The sequence below is a fragment of the Pseudarthrobacter quantipunctorum genome, from assembly GCF_045291495.1.
GTDB lineage: Bacteria > Actinomycetota > Actinomycetes > Actinomycetales > Micrococcaceae > Arthrobacter > Arthrobacter quantipunctorum.
In genome coordinates, this window is sequence record NZ_CP148033.1 from 2231726 (window position 1) to 2253890 (window position 22165).

At 66.7% G+C, this 22165-nt stretch carries 19 protein-coding genes; 8 read left to right on the forward strand and 11 right to left on the reverse strand.

The features are described from left to right. Nucleotides 1–8: 8 nt before the first annotated feature. From WHH00_RS10190 to WHH00_RS10200, 3 genes are read left to right on the forward strand one after another with little or no spacing between them, the layout of a single operon-like run. Nucleotides 9–1139 carry a cupin domain-containing protein gene (locus tag WHH00_RS10190; RefSeq protein WP_406632473.1) on the forward strand — a complete coding sequence of 377 codons (1131 nt, stop codon included), beginning with the start codon at nucleotides 9–11 and terminating at the stop codon, nucleotides 1137–1139. Beyond that, a complete protein-coding gene (locus WHH00_RS10195; protein ID WP_406632475.1) occupies nucleotides 1139–1963 on the forward strand; it encodes a fumarylacetoacetate hydrolase family protein in 825 nt (274 codons plus the stop codon). Before WHH00_RS10190 ends, WHH00_RS10195 begins: the two co-directional genes overlap by 1 nt. Further along, complete coding sequence (locus WHH00_RS10200; protein ID WP_406632477.1) at nucleotides 1963–2712, forward strand: maleylpyruvate isomerase family mycothiol-dependent enzyme; 750 nt, start codon at nucleotides 1963–1965, stop codon at nucleotides 2710–2712. Before WHH00_RS10195 ends, WHH00_RS10200 begins: the two co-directional genes overlap by 1 nt. Nucleotides 2713–2889: 177 nt before the next feature. Here the strand turns inward: WHH00_RS10200 and WHH00_RS10205 are convergent, their stop codons facing one another. The 8 genes from WHH00_RS10205 to WHH00_RS10240 all read right to left on the reverse strand — a co-directional run bounded on the left by WHH00_RS10205 (nucleotide 2890) and on the right by WHH00_RS10240 (nucleotide 11862). After that, nucleotides 2890–4377 carry an MFS transporter gene (locus WHH00_RS10205; RefSeq protein WP_406632479.1) on the reverse strand — a complete coding sequence of 496 codons (1488 nt, stop codon included), beginning with the start codon at nucleotides 4375–4377 and terminating at the stop codon, nucleotides 2890–2892. Nucleotides 4378–4459: 82 nt separating this feature from the next. Then, nucleotides 4460–4969: a MarR family winged helix-turn-helix transcriptional regulator gene (locus WHH00_RS10210; protein ID WP_406632481.1), complete on the reverse strand. Its 510-nt coding sequence runs from the start codon at nucleotides 4967–4969 to the stop codon at nucleotides 4460–4462. Between the two features lie 29 nt (nucleotides 4970–4998). Continuing rightward, on the reverse strand, nucleotides 4999–6729 hold the full coding sequence (locus WHH00_RS10215) for a CocE/NonD family hydrolase (protein ID WP_406632483.1): 1731 nt from the start codon (nucleotides 6727–6729) through the stop codon (nucleotides 4999–5001). Beyond that, nucleotides 6722–7705 carry an MBL fold metallo-hydrolase gene (locus WHH00_RS10220; protein ID WP_406632485.1) on the reverse strand — a complete coding sequence of 328 codons (984 nt, stop codon included), beginning with the start codon at nucleotides 7703–7705 and terminating at the stop codon, nucleotides 6722–6724. Before WHH00_RS10220 ends, WHH00_RS10215 begins: the two co-directional genes overlap by 8 nt. After that, nucleotides 7702–8652, reverse strand: a complete 951-nt coding sequence (locus tag WHH00_RS10225) for an alpha/beta hydrolase (RefSeq protein ID WP_406632487.1) — start codon at nucleotides 8650–8652, stop codon at nucleotides 7702–7704. The genes WHH00_RS10220 and WHH00_RS10225 overlap by 4 nt, the downstream gene beginning before the upstream one ends. 4 nt (nucleotides 8653–8656) lie before the next feature. Beyond that, nucleotides 8657–9781: an FAD-dependent oxidoreductase gene (locus WHH00_RS10230; protein WP_406632489.1), complete on the reverse strand. Its 1125-nt coding sequence runs from the start codon at nucleotides 9779–9781 to the stop codon at nucleotides 8657–8659. Nucleotides 9782–9829: 48 nt separating this feature from the next. After that, complete coding sequence (locus WHH00_RS10235; RefSeq protein ID WP_406632491.1) at nucleotides 9830–10783, reverse strand: phosphotriesterase; 954 nt, start codon at nucleotides 10781–10783, stop codon at nucleotides 9830–9832. 68 nt (nucleotides 10784–10851) lie between these two features. Beyond that, nucleotides 10852–11862, reverse strand: coding sequence for a phosphotriesterase (locus WHH00_RS10240; RefSeq protein ID WP_406632493.1), 1011 nt, complete (start codon nucleotides 11860–11862; stop codon nucleotides 10852–10854). Between the two features lie 210 nt (nucleotides 11863–12072). Between WHH00_RS10240 and WHH00_RS10245 the strand changes: the two genes are divergently transcribed. The 5 genes from WHH00_RS10245 to WHH00_RS10265 are packed head-to-tail and all read left to right on the forward strand — an operon-like array spanning nucleotide 12073 to nucleotide 17087. Further along, nucleotides 12073–13818 (forward strand): MFS transporter, encoded by a 1746-nt coding sequence (locus tag WHH00_RS10245; RefSeq protein WP_406632496.1) that lies wholly within the window; start codon nucleotides 12073–12075, stop codon nucleotides 13816–13818. 51 nt (nucleotides 13819–13869) lie between these two features. Beyond that, nucleotides 13870–15042, forward strand: coding sequence for a cytochrome P450 (locus WHH00_RS10250; RefSeq protein ID WP_406632498.1), 1173 nt, complete (start codon nucleotides 13870–13872; stop codon nucleotides 15040–15042). After that, entirely contained in the window at nucleotides 15039–15236 is a 198-nt protein-coding gene (locus WHH00_RS10255) for a ferredoxin (protein ID WP_406632500.1), read from the forward strand. Before WHH00_RS10250 ends, WHH00_RS10255 begins: the two co-directional genes overlap by 4 nt. Next, the gene (locus WHH00_RS10260) at nucleotides 15233–16435 is read left to right on the forward strand and encodes an NAD(P)/FAD-dependent oxidoreductase (RefSeq protein ID WP_406632502.1); all 1203 of its coding nucleotides are present in this window, start codon (nucleotides 15233–15235) and stop codon (nucleotides 16433–16435) included. The genes WHH00_RS10255 and WHH00_RS10260 overlap by 4 nt, the downstream gene beginning before the upstream one ends. A gap of 28 nt (nucleotides 16436–16463) precedes the next feature. Continuing rightward, nucleotides 16464–17087 (forward strand): TetR/AcrR family transcriptional regulator, encoded by a 624-nt coding sequence (locus tag WHH00_RS10265; protein WP_406632504.1) that lies wholly within the window; start codon nucleotides 16464–16466, stop codon nucleotides 17085–17087. A gap of 37 nt (nucleotides 17088–17124) precedes the next feature. On the opposite strand, the gene WHH00_RS10270 is transcribed toward WHH00_RS10265, so the two are convergent. From WHH00_RS10270 to uidB, 3 genes are read right to left on the reverse strand one after another with little or no spacing between them, the layout of a single operon-like run. Beyond that, nucleotides 17125–19437, reverse strand: coding sequence for a gluconokinase, GntK/IdnK-type (locus WHH00_RS10270; RefSeq protein WP_406632506.1), 2313 nt, complete (start codon nucleotides 19435–19437; stop codon nucleotides 17125–17127). Nucleotides 19438–19454: 17 nt separating this feature from the next. Next, nucleotides 19455–20684, reverse strand: coding sequence for a D-mannonate dehydratase ManD (gene manD, locus WHH00_RS10275; protein ID WP_406632508.1), 1230 nt, complete (start codon nucleotides 20682–20684; stop codon nucleotides 19455–19457). A gap of 41 nt (nucleotides 20685–20725) precedes the next feature. Further along, nucleotides 20726–22141, reverse strand: coding sequence for a glucuronide transporter (gene uidB / locus WHH00_RS10280; RefSeq protein ID WP_406632510.1), 1416 nt, complete (start codon nucleotides 22139–22141; stop codon nucleotides 20726–20728). Nucleotides 22142–22165 lie beyond the last annotated feature (24 nt).

The following is a 22165-nucleotide window of genomic DNA, read 5'->3' on the forward strand; positions in this document are numbered from 1 at the left end:
AGGCCCACGTGTCCATCAGCGCCGAGAACACGACCCATGAATCAGTGGCCGCGGGGATCACCGCCCCGGAGCCGACGCCGGAGGAGGCTGCGCAGCTTGAGCAGCTCTACAAGGACTTCGACAAGGAGAACCTGATCCCGCTGTGGACCGAGATCGGTGACCTCATGCCGATGGTCCCGTCGCCGAAAGCTGTGCCGCATGTGTGGCGGTGGAGCGACCTTTACCCGCTGGCCGCGCGTGCCGGTGACCTGGTTCCCGTGGGCCGGGGCGGGGAGCGCCGTGCTATTGCCCTGGCCAACCCGGGACTGGGCGGCACCGCCTATGCAACCCCCACGCTGTGGGCAGCAATCCAGTACCTCGGCGGCCGCGAAACCGCCCCGGAGCACCGCCACTCCCAGAACGCGTTCCGCTTCGTCGTCGAGGGCGAAGGCGTATGGACCGTAGTTAACGGCGACCCCGTACGGATGTCCCGCGGCGACTTCCTGCTCACCCCGGGCTGGAACTTCCACGGCCACCACAACGACACCGATGAGCCCATGGCCTGGATCGACGGCCTGGACATCCCGTTCGTGCACTACGCTGACGCCGGGTTCTTCGAGTTCGGCACCGAACGGGTCACTGACGAGGCCACCCCGGACGTCTCGCGTTCGGAGCGGCTCTGGGCGCACCCCGGCCTGCGCCCGCTCTCCGGCCTGGATGACACCACCAGCTCCCCCATCGCTGCCTACCGGTGGAAGTACACCGACGCCGCCCTGCGCGAGCAGCTGCTCCTCGAGGACGAGGGCCACCCCGCCACGGTCTCCCAGGGCCACGCCGCCATCCGCTACACCAACCCCACCACCGGCGGGGACGTGATGCCAACCATCCGGGCCGAGTTCCACCGCCTCCGCGCCGGCGCCACCACCGAAACCGTCCGCGAGGTGGGCTCCAGCGTCTGGCAGGTCTTCGAAGGCACCGGCTCGGTGGTCCTGAACGGCGAAACGAAGGAGCTGGCCAAGGGCGACCTGTTCGTGGTCCCGTCCTGGGCTGCCTGGTCGCTTCAGGCCAACACCGAATTTGATCTGTTCCGCTTCAGCGACGCCCCCATCTTTGAGCGCCTGAACTTCAACCGCACCTACATCGAAGGACGCACCAAGTAATGAAACTCCTCACCCTCCGCACCTCCGAAGGCACGACGGCGGTCCGCCAGGACGGCGACACCCTCACCGGGATCCCCGGTTTCTCGGACGTCGGCGCCCTGCTGCAGGACCCCAACTGGGAAGCCACGGCGAAAGCGGCCAACGGCGCAACGCACGCCCTCGACGGCGCGGACCTTGCCGCCGTCGTGCCTTCACCGGGCAAGATCATCTGCGTGGGCCACAACTACCGCAACCACATCAAGGAGATGGGCCGGGAAGTCCCCGAGTACCCCACCCTGTTCGCCAAGTACGCCGAGTCCCTGATCGGGCCCAATGACGATCTTGCCCTGCCGCGGGAATCGGACACCGTGGACTGGGAAGCCGAGCTCGCCGTCATCATCGGCAAGCAGGGCCGCCGGATCAGCGAGGAAGATGCCGCCGGCCACATCGCCGGCTACGCGGTCCTGAACGACATCAGCATGCGGGACTACCAGTTCCGCACCATCCAGTGGCTGCAGGGCAAGACCTGGGAGAAGTCCACCCCGTTCGGCCCGGCCCTGGTCACCAAGGACGAGTTCACCCCCGGCCCGCTGATGACCTCCGCCGTGGACGGCGACGTCCAGCAGAGCACGCCGACGTCGGACCTGGTGTTCACCCCCGAATTCCTGGTGTCCTACATCTCCACGATCATCACGCTGAACCCGGGCGACGTGATCGCCACCGGCACCCCCGGCGGCGTGGGCCACGCGCAGGACCCCAAGCGCTACCTGCAGGAGGGCCAGGTCCTGGTGACCACCATCGAAGGCCTCGGCCAGCTGAGAAACCGCGTGGTCAAGGAAGCCTGATGGTTGCCCGCCACGACCAGACGCAGGACCCGGCCCTCCTGGACGCACTGCTCCAGGCGCGCCGGGGCACCGCGTTCTTCGCCCGCAAGCTCAACGAGCTCTCCGACGCGGACCTGGACGGCGCTTCGCTGTTGCCCGGCTGGACGCGCCGCCATGTCGTGTCACACGTGGGCTACAACGCCCGCGCCATCGCACGGCTCATCGAGTGGGCGGCCACCGGAACTGAAACACCTATGTACGCCTCACCCAAGGCCCGCAACTACGAAATCGACTTCGGGTCCACCCTCTCCCCCATCGCCCTACGGCACCTCTTCGACCACTCGGCCGTGCACCTGAACGTCGAATGGCGCGACCTGCCCGCTGACGCCTGGCATCACAAGGTCAAAACCGCCCAGGGACGTATTGTCCCGGCGGAGGAAACCGTGTGGATGCGGACCCGGGAAGTCTGGATGCACGCCGTGGACCTGGACAACGGCGCCACTTTCAGTGACATCCCCGCCCCCGTCTTGGAACGCCTGCTCAAGGACATCACCGGCGCTTGGCACACCCGCGGCACCGACACCGGACTCCTGGTCAAAGTCACGGGTACTTCGCTGGCGTTGGGAGACTCGGGCGCCGCGGACCCGACGGTCATCACCGGGCCGCTGCCCGCCGTCGTCGAATGGGCCGCCGGCCGCGGTTCCCGCGGCGTCACGGCCACGGGCCCGGCCGTCACGGAAGGCGTCCCTGCCCCACCGAAATGGATTTAGGCACGTCCTGGCGGCACCACGAAAGCCCCTCTCCTGAACTGGACTCCAGATCAGGAAAGGGGCTTTCTGCTGTCTCAGTGCCCGCCGTCCGGGGGCACTTCGAGTATGACGCACGACGGCGGCCGCTAGTTTCCCGGCGTGTCCGCGCCAAAGTGCCCCGGGACTGCAGGCGTGGACTCAGCCCAGGTGGACCGCCGGGGCGTCCCCGTCTGTACCTGTGAACGTCCTGCGGTCGATGGTGATGAGCAGGAGCGCAATCGGGGTGGTCAGGATGGCCACGCCCGCCGCCCAGAGGAACACCGTCGAGTAGCCGGCCGACAAGGCAGCGAGTGAGGCTCCCCCGGCACTGGCCGCCGCGGCGATGGTGCTGAACAGTGCGATGCCCAGGGATCCGCCAATCTGCTGTGAGGCGTTCACCAGGGCACTTGCCACGCCGGAATCGTCCTTGTCCACGCCGAACAGGGCAAGGTTCTGCATCGGCACGAAGACCATGCCCAGTCCGGCGCCCAGCAGGACCAGGGCAGGCAGCGTGGTGACCAGGTACGTTCCCTCGGCTGTGACCTGGGTGAGCCAGAGCATGGCCGCAGCCATGAACACGGGACCCACTGCCGTCGGGATTTTTGCGCCGAGCCGCGGCAGGTTCTTTGCCACGATGCCTGCGGTCACAATCACTGCCACAGTCATGGGCAGGGAGGCGAGCCCGGCCAGGAACGGTGCGAAGCCGAGCACGATCTGGATGTAGAAGTTGATGAACAGGATTCCGCCGATGAGGACGGCTCCGGCAAGGAAGGAAGCCAGGAATGCGGCCGCGCGGTTCCGCTCGGTGGCCACGCGCAACGGCAGCAGCGGGTGCTTCACCGTGCGCTCAACCAGGACGAACAGCACCATCAGCACGGCGCCTGCAGCGATGAAGCCCCAGGCCTCGGGCGCGCCCCAGCCGTGCTCGGCATTCGTGAAGCCGTATACCAGGGAGCCAAGGCCCAGCGCCGCAAGGATGACGCCCGGCCAGTCATACTTTGTGTTCCCCTGGGCACGGCTTTCGGTGGCCAGGAACCACACGCCCACCAGGGCCACGACGGCGATGGGCACGTTCACGAAGAAGCACCACCGCCAGCTCACGTGTTCGGTCAGGAAGCCGCCCAAAAGGACACCCGCGGCAGCGCCGACGCCGCTGATGGAGCCGAAGAAGGCGAAGGCAGTGCCGCGGTCCTTGCCGCCGGGGAAAGCCACGGTGAGGAGCGCCAGGGCGGCCGGGGCCAGGAGCGCTGCAAAGAGTCCCTGCAGGGCCCGGGCTCCAATCAGTTCCAACGGCTGCTGCGCGATGCCGCCCAGCAGCGAAGCGACGGCAAAGCCGATGGCGGCAACGATAAAGGTCCGCTTGCGTCCCCAGAAGTCCGCAATCCTGCCGCCGAGCAGCAGGAAGGCGCCGAAGGCAAGCGCATAGGCCGTGACCAACCACGATCGGGTGGAGTCGGTGATCCCCATCTCCTGCTGCAGCCGCGGCAGGGCGAGGTTCACGATGGTGCCATCCAGGACCACCATGAACTGGGCGAGAGCCAGGAACACCAGCGCCCACCAGCGCCCCCGGGACGGGGCCTGGTGCCTGGCCTCCGACCAGTTCTCCTGCGCTGCTTTTGTGCGTGCTGTTTGTAGTGCCGATCCCATAGTTACCCTTCAAGTAGTTATACTTATAAAAGTATAACCGTCCATGAAGCGTGCAGTACCGCCTCCTGGAGGGTGATCTGCGCTACTCGGGCTCGGCAAGCAGTGCGGCGAGCCGCTGCAGGGCAGGCAGGCTCGCTGCTATCTGATCGCGTTCTTCGGGCAGCAGCCGGGAGCTCGCCGACGCCAGCGCCTCCGCCCACGCCCCCTCAAGAAGCGCCTTGATACGCTGCGACTCCTTGGTCGGATGGAGCGCAACGTACCGCTTGTCGGCGCCGTCCCGGACGCGTGTAACCAGCCCGAGTGCCACCAGCTCCCGGAGTTGGGAGCTGGTATTGCTCAGCTGCCGGCCCAGCCGCGATGCCACTTCCGCAACGGTGATGCCGGGATGCCGTTCTATCACCCGGATCACGTCGAGCACGCCGCTGGACAGGGGCAGCACACCCGTCCCCTCATGCGACTTCCTCCGCACTTCAAAGGAGATGTCCAGCACCGCCACGGCCAGCTGCTTATCAGCCTGCGGCGCTTGCCCTTCAGGATGGGCGGGTTCTTCGTGAAGGGACTGTTCGTGATCAGAGGACGGCGAGGAACGCATCCCCCAAGCATAGGAGAGCGTACTGCCGGCTACTTCTTCCCCGCCTTGCCGGTGGTGAAGGGCAGGACGAGCCGGGAGTGGTGGGCGGCGTCGCGGTAGATCTTGTGTGTGACGGGCCGGCCCACCGGCAGGTGGAACGCGTCAGGCGGCAGCAGCGCATTGTGCTCGTCGGCAAGGGGTTCGGCGTTGGACAGCTCCACCGTCAGCTTGTGCCCCGGCATGAAGGTGTTCGCGAACGGGTAGAGGCGCAGAACGTATTCCTCCACCGTTCCGGGTTCCACCGGCACGGTGCGGGTGTGCGGGTGGTACGGGTTGCCCTCGGTGGTGCGTTCGTCCAGTTCACGGTGGGAGGCCTTGAGGTAGCCGCTGGTGATGAGCTGACGCTTGCCGTTGGGTGCGTAGTCCCAGAGCCGCAGGATGAAGTTGGTGTCCGGCTGGTCGATCTCTGCGAAGATGTGCGCGGCCCCGCTTCCGATCATCTCCGTTGCCTCCTCGAAGGGCGGGGTTGACCAGCTGAGGATCTCCACCTTGTCGGTCACGGTAAGCGGCGCCTGGTAGAAGCCGTCCGGGGCGGCGTAGTCGGCGCCCATCGGCTCAGGCTCCGTGGACAGCGAGCGCCGCGGTCGCAGGTACAGCGACGTGTACTCGATGTCCTTGGGCGGCCACTGGTCGGCGGTGACCACCTCGCGTGAGCCTTCCACGAAGACGCTGACGGCGGGCTCGTCCATGACCCCGTTCTCGATGCCCTTGATCCAGTAGTCGTACCAGCGGAACATCTTGTCGTGTTCTTCGATGAAGGGCCGGGACTGCATGGGCGGGTAAGGGCCGATGTCCAGTTTCTTGGGGCCCTTGAGCTCGTTGAAGAGCTCGACAGTGCCGTCCAGGGTCCAGCCGCGGCCCTGGTCGAGCTGGAGCCAGACGGGGATGTCGATCTTCGGCGCCAGGGTGATGGGGTTGCGTTCCTCGTACCAGTCACCGTCGAGTTCGTTCATGACAATGTCGAACCAGGCTTCGTGGTTCTTGGGGTAGTTCAGGACGTGCACCAGGTTGGGCCAGGCGGCCACGTCCGGGTCCTGCAGCCGCTTCTCAACGAGCTTCTTGAGCTCGGCGGGCGGATATTCCTCGATCATGCGGGACTTCACGTTGTCCGTGAACGCCCAGCCGGAGTCACCGCCGCGGCCTTCGCGGGCGGCACGCGGCATGAACCACATGACGCCGCCGTGGTAGGTGGTCTCGTAGAAGTCGTAGTGGCCGCCGGAGACGAAGATGGCCTTCAGGCTCGGCGGGCGTTCGGCTGCTGCGAGGACCTGCATGGAGCCGAAGTAGGAGATGCCCACCATGCCCACGTTCCCGTCGCACCACGGCTGGGCTGCGACCCACTCGATGAAGTCGTAGGCGTCCTGGCCCAGTGAAACACCGCCGGCGTTGTAGTTGCCGATGTGCTCGCCGCCGGAGTGGCCGGAGCCGCGCAGGTCTCCGATGACGTGGACGTAGTCTTCCTTGACGATGCGGGCAATGTCGCCGGCCTCGATGCAGCCGTCCCACATCGGGCTCGGGCGCCGCTGCGGCGGGGTGGTCAGGGCCAGCGCCTGCAGCTCCTTGCCGTAAGGGCTCAACGCAACCAGCGCCGGGCGCGGCTTGTCATCAGTGCCGTGGTAGGCGTCCGCGGCGAGCTCCACGCAGTCGCGCATGGGAACCCGCAGGTCCTTGCGGACAGCGATCTTTTCCCCGCCGGCATTCAGTAACTGGAAGTCATCCATGGGTGCTGGTCTCCTCATCTTCGGTCAAGTGGTTCATCGGCGGGTGGTCCAACGCCTTGCGGTAGCCGTGGAGCGTGGTGAAGAACGGGGACGGCTCCAGGGAGGGGTCGGCGTCGTAATGAAGCGCCTCGGCAACGCCGGCGAAGGGCGAGTACGGCGAGTCCGTCTCCTGCAGGCCGGCAGCCAGGCAGCCGCAGGCCGCCTCTTTCACGCGTGCCTCAATCTCAAGGCTCCCTTGGAGCGCCTCCCGCGCCTGCCCGGCGTCGAGTTCCACGCCGTAGGGTGTGCCGTCTGCGCGGCGGTAGGGGTGCCCGAGGTAGAGGTGCCGGGGGCGGATCACGTCCCTGAGGTACTCCAGGCTGGAACGGTAGCCGGCCGGGTCAACGAATCCCGGGAAGCCGTTGGCCGCGCCGTGGACCTGTACGGCGTCGCCCACGAACACATCGTTTTGTCCGTCAACCACATAGGCCACCGACCCGCGGGTGTGGCCCGGAATCGAGTGGACGGAGACTGTAACGCCGCCTCCGAGGGAGATGGTCTCACCGCCACGCACCACCATGGCGGGTTCCATCTCGCCCGAGATCACAGCATTGGTGGCGGCCGTCAGCTTCGCCTCACCCTCGGGGTCGTGCAGGTACTGCGCCCGTCCGGAAAGGTATTCGTCCACGTGGCCCCGGCGCGAGCGGAGCATGGGTGCGTCGGCCTCGTGGATGACCACCTGCGCGCGCCGTCCGGTGAGCTCCCACAGGGCGTGGGCGCCGCCGATGTGGTCGATGTGTCCGTGGGTCAGGAAGATCCAGCGGACGTCCTCGATCCGGCGGCCGATCGCCTCCAGCGCGGGCACCATGCCCTCGGCCGGCGAGGACGCGATCCCGGTGTCCACGATGGCGGGCTCAGGGGCGTCGATGAAGAAGCTGTAGAGGCCGAACCGCCCCCACGGGGAGACCATGGGATGAATGGCGACCGGCGCCGTCATTGCGCTGTGCTCCCGGCAGACGCTGTGCCCGCGTTCAGGAATTCAGCTGTCTCCTCGAACGCCCGGTAAAACTCCGGAATCCAGGAGAAGTTCTGGACGAATCCGTGGTTGGCCCCGTCGTAGCGGCTGACCGTTGCCTCCACGCCGGCCTCCTCCAGGCGCCGGCCGTAGAGTTCGCCTTCATCCCGCAGGGGATCGTGCTCGGCCGTGATGACCAAAGCGGCCGGAAGGCCGGTGAGGTCCTGGCGCTTGATGGGGGAAACGAGGGGATTGGCAGGGTCGGCGCCGCTGTTGATGTAGAAGGCGTTGAAGGGTGCCAGGCCTGCCGTCTCCAGCCCGTACCCCTCGGCGTTCTCCCGCAGCGATGGGTAGCGGTCGCCGTCGAAGTCCAGGTCCACGGACGGGTAGAAGAGGACCTGGTGCGTGATGCGGTCAAACCCGTCGTCGTGGGCTTTCCCGGCCACGACGGCGGCGAAGTTGCCGCCTGAGCTGTCACCGGCGATAGCGAGGTTCTTCCCGTTCCAGCCAAGGCTGCTCCCCTGCTCGGCTGCCCAGCGGACCACGCCGTAGCAGTCGTCGAGGCCTGCCGGGAAGACTGACTCCGGGGCCAGGCGGTAGCGCACCGAAATCACCTTGTGGCCGGTTTCCTTTGCGAGGGCCCGGGCCACGTGGTCGTGGGTATCCAGGCTGCCCAGGAAGAACGCGCCGCCATGGAAGTAGACCAGCAGGCGGTAGGAGTCCGCCTGGGCAGGTGTGTAGATGCGCACGGGCACCTCGCCGGTTGGCGTCACGGCCGTGGCGTCCTCGACGGCGTGGAGCGGCAGCCGGTCCTCCAGCGGCGGGACGTGGGCCGCTTCGCCTGCGCGCATGGCTTCCGGGTTCAAGGGCGAACCGTCCGGTGCCGGCAGGGTGGCCAGGATTTTGGCAATTTCGGGATGGATGGTCATGGCTTTATGCGTCCACCTGGACGGGCTTCTGCGACGCCGGCTTCTGCCCCGGGAAGACGTCGTTGACCTCTTCCTCGCTCCAGCCCTGGCGGGAAATGCGCTGCAGCTCGTCCGTCACCGGCTTGCGGGTGGCCTGGAACAGGGCCAGCGCCTCCTTGACCGAACCGGCCTGGGCCAGTGCGTCTGCCAGCGCCCCCGCGTCCTCGATGGCTGAGTTCGCGCCCTGGCCCTGGTGGTGCAGCATGGAGTGGGCCGCGTCCCCCATAAGGACAACGGAGTCCGTGTGCCAGGACTCGACGGGGTCGATGTCGTAGACGGCGCGGATGTTCACGGTGTCCATGTCCAGGCCGCGGGCGATTGCCACGATCCGCTCGTCGAAACCTTCCACAGTCTTCAGGAGGTCCTCCTTGCTGATCGCGGGCGCCCAGGTGCCGTCAGGGTTCAGGGCGGTGATGTCGAAGGACATCTGGTTGCGGTGGCGCAGCGGCAAAAGGTAGACCTTGGTGCCCTTGCCGATGTACATGCGCAGGTTGTCGTCGCTCACCATGCCGTGGGCGTCGTCGGCGGAGATCACCACGCGGTAGGCGTGCTCGCCGGAGAACACCGGGCCTTTGCGGCTGAAGAGCTGCTCGCGCACAGTGGACTTGATGCCGTCGGCACCCACCACCAGGTCAACCTCGGCGGTCTCGCCGTTGGTGAAGGTCAGGACGGAGCGGCCACCCTTGTCTTCGACGGTCTCCAACCTGTGGCCGAGCTGCACCATGCCCTCGGGGAGCACGCCGAGGAGGGCCTCGATGAAGTCGCGGCGGTGGATGAGGTACGTATTCTTCTCTGCGCCGAACTCCGGCCAGGTGTCCTTCATGATCGGTTCACCGGTGGCGGTGAGGATCTCAAAGTAGTCGCTCGGCGAGCTCACCTGGGCGACGGCGTCGAAGATGCCCCACTGGCGGAACCGGGCCATGGTGGCGGGACGCAGGCCGATGCCGGCGCCGACTTCTCCCATCTGGGGGGCCTGTTCGTAGACTTTGACGTCGGCACCGAGCAGGCTCAGGGCCTTGGCAGCGGCAGCGCCGCCGTAGCCCGCGCCGACGATGGCGATCTTGAGGTCCTTGATCTCCGAAGACTTCATGGTTTCATCACTTTCTTGGCTGTCTGCGTTGTGGGGGTTTGCCTGGGGTCAGGCGCTCAGCGACAGGAAGTCGGCCGGGTTGTCCTGGAGCAGGAGTTTGAGGGTGGCGTCGTCGATGCCGGCCGCCCGCATGTCCGGGATCATGTCCTCGAAGATGTAGTTGATGGTGTGGCCCTTCACACCCGGCCAGCCCAGGGGGCTGCAGTTTGCGTCGGCCGAGACGAGGAGCTTGTCCGCGTAGCCTTTGTTGACGAGCTTGACGAAGTGCTCCATGCGTTCGGCGCGCTTTCGTCCCCAGAACGGCGGATCCGGCAGTTCGAGGTCGTAGCCGAAAGTGTCGAAGCCGATCCGGCCGCCCTTTTCGTAGATCCAGTCATGCGGGGTGATCGGGGCGTTCAGGCCGTCGTCGGCGTGGCCGAAGAGCACGCGGTCCAGCGGGAGGCCTTCTTCGCTGAAGATGCTTACCGCCGGTTCGGGGTCGATGGCCAGGTGGGTGAGGATCGGGGCTCCGGTAACGACGGCGGCGCGGGCCGCAGCCCGGTAGATCCGTTTGTCCAGGTCCGTCATCCGTCCGCCGCGGCTCACGCCCACCTTGATGACGCCGGCTTTGGCGCCGGTGCTGCCGATGCCAACGGTGATCTCGTGGATGAACACCTTGGTGAGGTAGTCCACGGTGGCGCGGGAGAAGTGCGGCAGGGCGGTGTCGCCGCCCACGAAGCCGGTGCACGCCACGATGTGTACGCCCGTCTTCCGGGACAGGGACTTGTAGTAGTCCACGTCCCGGCCATTGCAGATGCCTGTGGCGTCCACGAAGGTGCCGCCGCCGTATTCACGGAACTTCCGCAGCTTCGGAACGGTTTCCTCGTAGGCCTGCTCCGGGGACTTCCACCATTTGGTGTCCAGCTCGGAACCGGGCATGCCGTAGCCGATGTGTTCGTGGACCGCCACGATTTCCAGTTCTTCGGCGGGGATGGTTCCCAGCACTGTGTTGACTTTGCTCATTGAAAAGTCCTGCTCATTCCTTCATCTCAGGGTTCGAAAGCTTTGTTTGTGGATGGGCCGGCGCGTACTTAGCGCACGGTGAGCAGGTTGCGCGGGTTGTCCACCAGGATGCGCTGCGCGTCTTCTTCGCCCAGGCCGCGGGCCTTCAGGAAGGGCACGAACGTACTCAGTACGTGGCTGAAGGGGAGGTTGTACTCCGGCAGGCCCTTGGCCACGCCAATCGAGTTTCCCGAAAGAATGACCTTGCCTGCATGGCCGGCGTTGACCAGCTCAAGCACCAGATCGGCGCGCTCCTGGTCGGTGACGTAATCGGCATGGTCGTTGAGTCCCACATGGTCGATGCCCACGAAGGCCCCGCGTTCAGCCACCTCGAAGGCGGAGCCTTTTGCATCCCGGCGGTCCAGATCACCGACAAGCACGCGGTCGGCACTGATCTTCTCGTCCAGGACGATGTCCAGGTCGTGCAGGACATCGCCGCCGAACCGGATGGAAACCGGGACGCCGGTGTCCTTGGCGGCGCGGGCGGACCCACGGAAGAGGCTCTCCTCCGTGGGGGTCATGCCGGCACGGTCGGCGACAGTGGCCACGATCCCGGCGGGGGCGCGGCGTTCCACGCGGGGAACCACCATCCCCTCCGTGACCTCCTTGCCGAAGAGATCGCTGAACTTTTCGGCCGGCCACGGCGTGGGCGGGTTGGTCTGTGGTGTCAGGAAGTACCCGCCGAGCTCCTCCTCCGGGCCGAGGCCCGTGGAGGCGACGATGTGGACGCCGGTAGAGCGGGACAGTGCCTCGTAGAGCTTGAGGTCGCGGCCGTGGAACATGCCGGTGCTGTCCACGATCGTCTGGCCGCCATGCTCGCGGAAGTCCTTGAGCTTCGCTGCCAGGGCCTCGAAGATCTCCGCCCTGTCCATGGAAATGTCCGGCGCGTACTGCGCACCGGGGAGCACCGACAACAGTGCCTCGTGGACCGCGACCACGCCCAGTTCAGACGCAGGGACGGGACCCAGGACCGTATTGACGGCCTTCCCGGCCTCGGGCTGGAACGCGCCGCCGGCAGCGACTGGTGTTGAGTGACTCACTTGGCTTCTCCCTTGGAGATCGGGTGCTGAATGCAGGAGCGCCGCGGAGTTCGAACGTGCCGTCGCTCCGTTGCGGTGCAGCCAGCATCACATATTTCTTTACATAGTGTCAAGGAGTCTTTTTCTACCAAATTTCCTTGACACCATGTAAGAAATTCCTCCAAACTGTTACGGACATCACTTGAGCGAGGAAACAAAGGAGTTTCACCGATGAGTCAGGCCGCCACCGCGCAGACAGCATCACCGTCCAGCCCCGGGTCCATACGGGCCACCTTTCTAGCCGCCTACAGCGCGGTCACCCTGGCCCAGATCACCAATGCCCTGCCGGGCGCACTCAACGGCACCTTCGCGGTGGAATTCCGCACCTCGGGCGCAGGCCTGACCTGGATAGCGGGCATGTTCATGATGGGCATCGTGGTGTTTGAGCTCAGCTGGGGGCTGCTGGGCGATATGTTCGGCCGTAAGAAGCTGCTGTACGCAGGTGCCGCAGTCAGTGTCGCCGGCTCCGTGCTGGCTGCGCTGGCGACCACCACCGAAATGATGATCGCGGCGCAGGCGGTCGGCGGCATCGGGGCGGGCATCCTCTTCCCCATTTCGCTGTCCATGATCGCGGCGATCACCCCAGACCACCGCGCCCGGGCAAAGGTAATCGCCACCTGGGCCGGCTTCCTGTCGCTTGGTGCGGTGATCTCCCCCGTGCTGGCTGGCCTGACCTCCCAGGCATTCACCGTGGCAGGTCCGGCTGCGGGTTCGCCCAACGTCTTCAGTGGCTGGCGGGTGGCCTACTACGCAGCCGCCGCGATCGCCGTCGTCGTTATTATCGTCGCGGTCCGCGCGAAGGACTCCGCGGCCGCCGAGGGACGCAAGCTGGACCTGCCCGGCCAGTTCACCCTCGCGCTCGGCCTGATCGCCGTCCTCTACGCCACGGTGACGGCGGTCGACGCCGGCTTCGGCAGCGCCGAGGTCATCGCAAGCTACATCGTGGGCGGTATCCTCCTTGTCGCCTTCGTGATCATCGAAACACGCACCGAGCAGCCGCTGATCCACCTGGCGCTGTTCAGGAACAGCGCCTACTCAATCACCGGCATTGTGGCCGTCACGGGCATGTTCGCCTTCCTCGCGATCGCGTTCAGCACAAGCGTCGCCGTCGGCGGGCTCGCCCTCGCCGAAGCCTGGAAGGTGGGTGTGCTGTTCATCTTCATCCAGGGCCCGGCCTTTGCCTTGATCCCGGTGGTGGGCTGGCTGATCCACCACGTCGCCCCGCGCTGGGTGCTCACCGCAGGCTTTGCCTTTATGGCTGTGTCCGGCTTCTGGCTCTCGACCTTCCCCCTGGGCACGCCGGAGGCCTTCGGCGGGACCCCCTGGACTGCGTTCATTCCGCCGCTGCTGCTGCTGGGCATCGGATTCGCGCTCACCGTCGGCTCCATCACCGCCGTGGCCATCAACACCGTTCCGCCGCAGCAGATCGGCATGGCCTCGGCAACAACGAACCTCCTGCGCGACCTGGGCTTCGCCCTGGGGCCCGTGATCGGCTCCGCCATTGCCTTCGGGGTCGGCGCCACTGCCTTTGCCGGGCCCCTGGCCGGCATCCTCGGCGGGGCAGGGCTGCCGGCAGAGGCCGTAGCCGGACTGTCGAACGTGCCGCCGCTGGGCTACCTCTCCGGGTGGGACGGAGTCATTGCGCAGTTCTCCGGCCAGGCAGCGGCCGGTGGCGCACCGGCACAGGCCGTGGACGCCATGGTCAAGGCCCTCACCTCGGCTCAGCCGCAGATCCAGGGCGTGGCGGGGACTTCGCTCGGACAGGGCTTCCAGACTGTCTACCTCGCCGCCGGCATCGCGGCGGTCCTTTCCGCTGCCCTCACCCTCTTCATCTCCGCGCGGTCTTCGGCGCCATCAGCCGACGCCATCGCCGCAGCCCAGGAAACGACTGCGGCCAACGCCGAAGCCGCCGTCTGACGCTGACGGCCGGCGTCCGCCACTACCTGCCCCTACCAAAAGGAGAACACCGTGACTGCACCTACCGAACCCGACATCGACATCTGGGATGACCGCATCCTTGTGGACCCGTACCCCACATACGCCGCCCTCCGCGAGCAGGCCGCCGTGGTCCACCTGCCCAAGAACGACCTCTACGTCCTGACCCGCTACGACGCCATCCGCGACGCCCTCGGTGATCCGGCAACCTTCTCGTCCACCAGCATCGGCTTCAACCCCATGGTGAACGACGCACTGCAGGGCACCTCGCTCGCCTCCGACCCGCCCATCCATACGCAGCTGCGCGCCACGCTGTCCCAGAACCTCACCCCGCGGGCACTCCGCGGCCTGAAAGTGGTCATCGACGAAAAAGCGGACAAGCTCGTGGCGGAGCTTGCCGCCGGCGGCAGCTTCGAGGCCATCGATTCCCTGGCCCGGGCCTTCCCGATCGAGATCGTTGCAGACCTCATTGGCTTCCAGGGGCACGTCAAGGACAACATGCTTCGTTGGGGCCAGGCCGCCATGCAGGTCATTGGCCCGCTGAACCAGCGCACGCAGGAGAGCTTCCCGATCGCCGGCGAGCTCTACGGCTGGTGCTCATCGGTCACGGCGGAGGACCTCGCACCCGGCTCAATCGGCCGCGGGATTTTCGACGCCGAGGCACGCGGCGACATTCCCCAGGGCTCTGCGGGACACATCATCCACCAGTACCTGGGGGCGGGCGTGGACACCACCATCGCCTCCATCGGGAACATCATCGCGCTGTTCGGGCATCACCCGGAGCAGTTCCAGCTGGTGCGCGAAAACCCTGAGCTGGTTCCCGCAGCCTTCGCCGAGGTGCTGCGCTACTGGGCGCCGGTCCACATCTGGGGCCGCAAGGCGACCCGCGACGTGGATATCGACGGCGCCACCATTCCGGCAGGCGCCCAGGTGGGCATCCTCTTCGGCGCCGGCAACCGCGACCCGCGGCACTACGAAAATCCTGACACCTTCGACGTGCTGCGCAACCCGGTGGACCATCTTTCCTTCGGCTACGGCCCGCACGGCTGCGCTGGCCAGGGCCTCGCGAAGCTCGAAGCGCACGCCATCATCGAGGCGCTTGCCCGCAGGGTGGTATCACTGGCCGTTTCGGATGAGCTCCGGGAGCCCAGCAACATTACCCGGAGCTTCGAGCTGCTCCAGGTCGAAAAGGTGGTGGCAGCATGAGGATCGAACTAAACCGTCCCCGCTGCGAAGGACACGGCCTCTGCGAGGAAGCCGCGCCCACGCTGATGCACCTGGATGACGACGGCGAACTGGTCATCGATGTGCCGGAGGTGGACGGGGCCGACCTGGACGCCGCCAAGGCTGCGGTCAGGGTCTGCCCGGTGGCCGCGCTGCGATTGGCTGCCGCGGCATGACGATGCGCAGGATCGTGGTGGTGGGCAACGGCATCGCCGGGCTTACGGCCTGCGACTCGTTGCGGGATGCGGGGTTCGACGGCGAACTGACGGTGGTGGGTGCAGAACCGCACCGCCCCTACAGCCGGCCCGCACTGTCCAAGGCGCTGCTGCACGGTGTGGAGGGAGGCAGCACCGGCGGGACCAACGACGGCGGCCTGGCCGCCCACGGGCTGCCGGCACCAACGCACGGGGCAACGGAGCTGCTTGGAGTCGGCGTTGCGGGCCTGGACGCCGGCGCCAAAGTGGTCCGGCTGGACGGGGGCGGTGAGCTGCCCTACGACGGCCTGGTCATCGCTTCAGGCTCCCGGGCGAGGCGCCTCTCCCCCGGGCAGGCAGCCCGGGAATTTACCCTGCGCACCATTGAGGACGCGATCCTGCTCAGGGAACGCGTCGCCTCACGGCCATCGGTGGTGGTGATCGGCGGCGGACCGCTTGGCATGGAAGTCGCGTCGGGCTGCCTGGACGCCGGGTGCGACGTCACGCTCGTCTCCGATGTCCCGCCCCTGCAGCGCCAGCTCGGCGGGCATCTGTCCAGGATCTTCGTGGATGCGGCCACCAGGCGCGGCCTGCGGCTGGCCAGGGGCGGCAAGGCGCGGCTGGAGGGCTCCGGTGGCGGAACGCATGTTGTCCTGGCCGACGGCACCCGGCTGGAAGCGGAGCTCATTGTGACGGCCATCGGCGACGAACCGAACGTCGAGTGGCTGGGCGGTTCCAATCTCCTGGTTAACGGGTCACTGCACGTCGATTCCCGGGGACGGGTCCGTCCGGATATCGTTGCGGCCGGCGACGTGGCCTTCTTCCCCACCAGCCGCGGGTTGTCCCGGGTGCCCTTGTGGACCAGTGCCATCGAGCAGGCCAAGGTGGCCGCCCACGGCCTGCTCAAGGGCGACGACGCCGGGGAGCTGGACTTCCAGCCGTACTTCTGGACCGAGGGTTTTGGCCTGGCCCTGAAGGCAGTGGGTCGCACGCCCGTGATTGGTCCGCCAGGATACTTTGAGCAGGGAGCGGACCCCGGGTCAATGCTGCTGCGCTGGGAAAACCCGGATGGCTCCGGGACCGCTGCGGCGCTCAACTACCGGATTCCCATTCCCCGGCTCCGCCGCCTTGCCGGTTCCGCCGCCTTGCCGGTGCGGCCGCCTGAGCCGGCGGCACTTTGACCCTGCGGAGCCCCGATAGGATTGCTTCATGCCCTCACTGCGAGAAGCCCAGAAGCAGCTGACGCGCGACACCATCGTCGAGAAGGCCCTCGAGCTCTTCACCGAGAAGGGCTACGCAGCCACCACCATTGACGAGATCGCCGCGGCGGCCGGCACCACGCGGGTGACGTTCTATGCGTACTACCCGACGCGCAGCGACCTGATGAAGGACTTCATGGCCCGCGTTAACGCGGTGCTGGACCGTGCTGACGGGCCCGGCCGCGCCTCCACTGCCGCCGACCTGGTGGATGTGGTGCGGGCCGGCGAGCTGCCTGGCATCCTCGCGTGGCTGGAGTCGCGGGCTGCACTGTGGCCGGTCTTCCGCCCGTACCTGGACGTGCTGGACGAGGCTGCCGCCGTGGACCGCGAGGTCCGGGACCTGGTTGAGGGCTGGCATGAGGAGGTCATCTCGGACATCGTCCGCGGTCTGGAACTGGCCGGCCGCTTCCCTGAGGAGACGCGCCACATCCGCGGCACGCTCGCCTTCACCCAGCTCGACTACGTTGCCACGCTCTGGACGAGGCGCAAGCTTGAGCCAAACCGCGAACACGCCCTCGAGGTCCTCGCCGACGCCTGGTACCACCTGCTCTGCGACGACGGCAAAGGGCAGTAGCCGATAGCCGGCTGCTGCCCTTTGCTGGGGTCCGCTCCTAGAGCCTGGTGTCGAAGGAACCGCAGAACACGTTGTCGTTGAACGTGCCCTGGAAATCCGACTTGCCTTGGATCTTTTCGATGGTGGCCCGGATGGCCTCGCGGGACCCGGCGTGGGCGTGGATTGCCGTCTTCACCATGGGCACGTCAATCAGGTGGTTTGGCTGGTTGAGCGAAACGAACACGGTGGGAACCTCGGTGGCGTACCACGGGATTTCCGCGGCCATGGGAGTGGACCACTTGATTCGGATGGCCGCCTCCTGGGCGAACCCCTTCACATTGGCGAACACAAAAGCGGCATCGTACTTCTCCGCATAGTCCCCGGTGGCTTCCTCAGAAATCACCGACATGAAGTTCACGCCGGTCTCCCCCGCGGCCTCCCGCTGGTCCGCCGTCCTGAACAGGTGCACCTCGAAGCCGGCCGCTTCCAGTTCCTCCTTGACCGTGTCCAGGTAGGCGAGCGGGTCCGCACGGGTGAAATCGGCGCCGCCGGAGATGCCGTACAGGCGGATCCGTTTGTGCGTCTCCGGGGTGATGGGCAGATTGCGGGCGGTGTCCTTGACCAGGGTGACGGTCTTGTCCGCGATCTCCGCTGCTATGGCCCGGTGCGCGTCGCTGCCGATCACGCCGAGCGCTTCCGCCGGCGGGACAAGCCCGTTGCGGGCCCTCACATGGAGGCCTAGCGAGGCCTTCAGCCCCAGGATCCGGCGCAGGGCATCATGGAGCCGCTGCTCGGTGATGACGCCGGACTTGTAGCCGTCCATCATGTACTGGAAGTCCTCCGCGGGGTTGCGGAAGAACAGGAACATGTCGCAGCCGGCGGCAATGGTGGCCGGCACCAGGTCCTTGCGCTTCATGGCCTGGGTCAGTCCGATCATCTGGGACGCGTCCGTGAGGACCAGCCCGTTGAAGCCGAGCTCCCCGCGGAGCAGGTCCTGGAGCAGCTCCGGAGACAGTGTGGCCGGGAGGATGTCCGCGTCCGCCATGCCGGGGCGGAAGTGCCTGGACAGTTCCGGTGCCCCGATGTGGCCGATCATGATGGACTGCACGCCGTGGCCGATCATTTCGCGGTACACGTGCCCGTAGGTCCGGTTCCACTCCTCGTAGCCGAAGGTGTTGTAGGACGTGACCACGTGCTGGTCGCGTTCGTCGATGCCGTCGCCCGGGAAGTGCTTCATGGCACAGGCGGTGGGTGACTCGCTGATGCCATCGAAATATTCTTTGGCCCGCTCCACAACGATTTCCGGGGTGTTGCCGAAGGACCGGGTGGAGATGACCGTGTTGCGCCAGTTGTAGTGGATGTCCACGATCGGGGCGAAGGCCCAGTTGCAGCCCAGCGCCGCGGTTTCGACGCCGGCAACCTGGCCCATCTGACGGGCGATGGCCTTGTCCGGGTGGGAGCCGGCCTGCAGGTGCGTGGACACGAACGTTCCGTCGTCGCAGCTTCCGGCTCCCCCCATTTCCGGGTTGGAGGCCACCAGCAGCGGGATGCGGGTCCTGGACTGCGCATAGCGGATGTGTTCCTGCACCGCGGCCGAGGGGCCCGGCCGGTACCGCATGCCGCCCACGTGGTAGGTGTCCAGCACGCCGTCGAGGTACTCCGCGGAGTAGTCGTTGTTGTGGTTGATGAACAGCTGCCCGATTTTTTCCTCGAGGCTCATGCCGGCGATGGTGGTTTCCACCCAGGTGAGGGCGTCGTCGTCGAGACTGAACGGCGCGGCCTGAAGGTCGACGTCGAACTGGCGGGCCTGGGTGCCCGCGGCACCCCCTGCGCTTCGTTCTGTGGAAGGGCCGACGGCGGCCAGTCCGGCGAGTGCCTCCCGCACCACCTGCTGCACGGGCGCCGCGATGTCCACAACGATGCCGGTTTCGCCGGCGTCGAGCGGTTCGAGTGTTGCCAGCTGCGAATCCAGGAGGGCCGGCGGCATGAAGTGGCCGGAGCGCCCTTCTGTCCGGGCCCGGAGGACGTCCTTGCTGCCGTGCAGGTGCAGGAAGATGGTGTCCGGGGCCTGTTGCCGGATGGCGTCGCGGTAGCTGCGGCGCAGCGCGGAGCAGGCCAGGACCAGCCCGCCGTCGCCCGCATTTGCCAGCTCGGTGCCCACGGTGGCGAGCCACGGCCAGCGGTCCTCGTCGGTCAGCGGCGTGCCGGCAGCCATCTTGGCGACGTTCTCCACGGGGTGGAGGGAGTCGCCGTCCAGGAAGGGAACGCCCAGTTCGCGGGCAACGAGGTCTCCGATGGTGGTCTTGCCGCAGCCGGAGACGCCCATTACGATCACGCGGAGCTTGGGATGTCCGGCAGCGTGAACTGTCATTTCGGGATTAGGCGTACTCACCAGTCGTGGACCGTTCCGTCGATGAGGCGGTTGTAGGGCAGGTAGGCCTGCTGGTACGGGAATGCGGCGGCGGCTTCCTCATTGAATTCGACACCGATGCCGGGGTTGTCGCCGGGGTGCAGGTAGCCGTCTTTGAAGGTCATGGACTGCTGGAAGACCTCGTTGGTCTTGTCCGAGTGCTGCATGTATTCCTGGATGCCGTAGTTGTGGATGGCCAGGCCTACGTGCAGCTGGGCGGCAAAGCCCACCGGAGAGATGTCCGTGGGGCCGTGGAAGCCGGACTTGATCTGGTACTGCGCGGCGAAGTCCATGACCTTTTTCAGCGGTGAGATCCCGCCGAAGTGGGTCGAGGCGGCGCGGACATAGTCGATCAGCTGTTCCTTGATGAGGGTCTGGTAGTCGTAGACGGTGTTGAAGATTTCACCGATGGCCAGCGGGGTGGTGGTGTGCTGGCGGACCAGGCGCAGGCCTTCCTGGTTCTCGGCAGGGGTGCAGTCCTCCAGCCAGAACAGGTCATAGGGCTCCAGCGCCTTGCCCAGCTTCGCGGCTTGGATGGGCGTCATCCGGTGGTGGCCGTCGTGCAGCAGCGGGATCTCGGGGCCGAACTCGTTCCGGACAGCCTCGAACACGGTGGGCAGGTGGCGGAGGTAGGCGCGGGTGTCCCAGTCCTCCTCCACCGGGAACGCGCCGCGGCCGGCGGGTTCGTAGTCGTAGCGTTCGCCCGAAGCCTGCGCCTGGGCCGCCACCCCGTACACGGCCTTGATGCCGGGAACGGCGGTCTGGATGCGGATGGACTTGTAGCCGAGCTCCAGGTGCTCCCGGACCGAATCGAACAGGGACGGCAGGTCAGCTCCCGAGGCGTGGCCGTAGGCGCGCAGCCCGTTGCGGGATGCCCCGCCCAGGAGCTGGTAGACCGGCATGCCGGCCATTTTGCCCTTGATGTCCCACAGCGCCATGTCCACGGCGGCGATTGCGGCCATGGTGACCGGGCCGCGGCGCCAGTACGAGGAACGGTACAGGAACTGCCAGGTGTCCTCGATCCGGTGCGGGTCCTTGCCGATCAGCAGCTGCGCCACGTGCTCCTTCAGGTAGGCGGCAACGGCGAGCTCGCGGCCGTTCAGGGTGGCGTCACCGATGCCGGTCACACCGTCCTCGGTGGTGATCCGGAGGGTCACGAAGTTGCGGGAGGGACTGGTCACGAAGACGTCGGCGGCAATGATTTTCACTGCAGGTCCTTTCAGGGCTGGGATGGAGGCGGGGCTGGTGGTCAGTTGGGGGTGGCGGCGGAAGGTGCCGCGGGGGCGTTGGCCGTGCGGCCGGACTCGGGAGCGGAGGCCCCACCGTCCGGTGCGCCGCTTTCCCGGCGGGCGCGGATCTCTGTGAGGATTTCGGCGTGCATGGCATCCGTGAGCTTGTATTTGGACATCACCAGGACGGCGAGGAGGGTAAGGATGGCCGGCAGGGCGCCTGCGGCAACCTGGATTCCGAACACTGCCTCGGCGGACTGCGTGGCGCCGGACTTGTACCCTCCCAGTGCCAGGGCGTAGGCGGCGAGCGCGCCGCCCACAGCCTGGCCCGTCTTGCGGGTGAAGGAGAACAGGGCGTAGGTGATGCCCTCGGTGCGGACGCCGGTCTTCCATTCGCCGTATTCCACGGTGTCCGCTTCCAGGGCCCACACCACGATGTTGACGGCGAGGACGCCCACCACGCTGATGAGCAGGCCGGTGAAGCCGATCCACACCTGGCTGGCCGGCGTGAAGAAGATGATGGTCCCGCCAACCACGGTCACCAGGGATGAGTAGATGTAGACGCGCTTCTTGCCGATGGCGCGGACCAGCCTGGGCATGAACGCGGCCAGCACGAAGGTCAGGACCAGCTGGGCGATGGACAGCACGGGGTACAGGTCCAGCCGGCCCAGGACGTCGCGCAGGTAGTACAGCTGCACGGACGTCAGAGCGAGGTAGCCGGTGAGGAAGAAGAAGGAGCTGAGGCAGAGCATCAGGAGTGGTTTGTTGGTCCTGAGCGTGTCCATGCTCTGTTTCAGCGTCACGTTGGGGACGGCCCGGTGGACGCGTTCCTTGGCCGTGAGGACGGTGAAGAAGTAGAGCGCCGCGCCGATCGCCACGAAGACCAGGGTGATGGTGGTGAAGGTTCCCTGGAGGTCGGCGCCGGGTTTGATCAGAGGGGCCACAAAAATGCCCAGGGCTGACCCGACCAGGAGCGCACCCACCATCCGGGCAGAGCCGAGCTTGGCGCGCTCCCCCGGATCCTGGGTCATCGCCCCGGCCAGGGAGCCGTAGGGGATGTTGACCAGGCTGTAGGCCAGGCCGAGTGCGGCGTAGGTGACGTAGGCGTAGAGCAGGGTGCCGGATTCACCTAGCTGCGGCACCGAGAAGGTTGCGACGCTCAGCAGGAGCAGCGGGATGGAGCCGAACATGATGAACGGGCGGAACTTGCCGAACCGTTTGCTGAAGGTGCGGTCCACCACGCGGCCGGCGAAGACGTCGGCGAAAGCGTCGAAGATGCGGACGGAAAGCAGCAGGGTTCCGGCTGCCGCTGCCGAGATACCGGCAACGTCCGTGTAGTACACGAGCAGAAACATGGTGGCGGTGGTGAAGGCCAGGTTGTTGGCGGCGTCGCCGGCGCCATAGCCGACGATGCTCAGTTTGCTCAGCTTTTTCATGGTGTGGGCTCCTTTACCCGGTAC

Bases quoted from the DNA above. Each gene is read 5' to 3' on its own strand.
- WHH00_RS10270 (WP_406632506.1), bottom strand. From the start codon at position 19,437: ATGACAGTTCACGCTGCCGGACATCCCAAGCTCCGCGTGATCGTAATG.
- WHH00_RS10220 (WP_406632485.1), bottom strand. From the start codon at position 7,705: ATGACGGCGCCGGTCGCCATTCATCCCATGGTCTCCCCGTGGGGGCGG.
- WHH00_RS10215 (WP_406632483.1), bottom strand. From the start codon at position 6,729: ATGGATGACTTCCAGTTACTGAATGCCGGCGGGGAAAAGATCGCTGTC.
- WHH00_RS10245 (WP_406632496.1), top strand. From the start codon at position 12,073: ATGAGTCAGGCCGCCACCGCGCAGACAGCATCACCGTCCAGCCCCGGG.
- WHH00_RS10235 (WP_406632491.1), bottom strand. From the start codon at position 10,783: ATGAGCAAAGTCAACACAGTGCTGGGAACCATCCCCGCCGAAGAACTG.
- WHH00_RS10210 (WP_406632481.1), bottom strand. From the start codon at position 4,969: ATGCGTTCCTCGCCGTCCTCTGATCACGAACAGTCCCTTCACGAAGAA.
- WHH00_RS10265 (WP_406632504.1), top strand. From the start codon at position 16,464: ATGCCCTCACTGCGAGAAGCCCAGAAGCAGCTGACGCGCGACACCATC.
- WHH00_RS10195 (WP_406632475.1), top strand. From the start codon at position 1,139: ATGAAACTCCTCACCCTCCGCACCTCCGAAGGCACGACGGCGGTCCGC.
- WHH00_RS10225 (WP_406632487.1), bottom strand. From the start codon at position 8,652: ATGACCATCCATCCCGAAATTGCCAAAATCCTGGCCACCCTGCCGGCA.
- WHH00_RS10200 (WP_406632477.1), top strand. From the start codon at position 1,963: ATGGTTGCCCGCCACGACCAGACGCAGGACCCGGCCCTCCTGGACGCA.
- WHH00_RS10205 (WP_406632479.1), bottom strand. From the start codon at position 4,377: ATGGGATCGGCACTACAAACAGCACGCACAAAAGCAGCGCAGGAGAAC.
- uidB (WP_406632510.1), bottom strand. From the start codon at position 22,141: ATGAAAAAGCTGAGCAAACTGAGCATCGTCGGCTATGGCGCCGGCGAC.
- WHH00_RS10255 (WP_406632500.1), top strand. From the start codon at position 15,039: ATGAGGATCGAACTAAACCGTCCCCGCTGCGAAGGACACGGCCTCTGC.
- WHH00_RS10230 (WP_406632489.1), bottom strand. From the start codon at position 9,781: ATGAAGTCTTCGGAGATCAAGGACCTCAAGATCGCCATCGTCGGCGCG.
- WHH00_RS10260 (WP_406632502.1), top strand. From the start codon at position 15,233: ATGACGATGCGCAGGATCGTGGTGGTGGGCAACGGCATCGCCGGGCTT.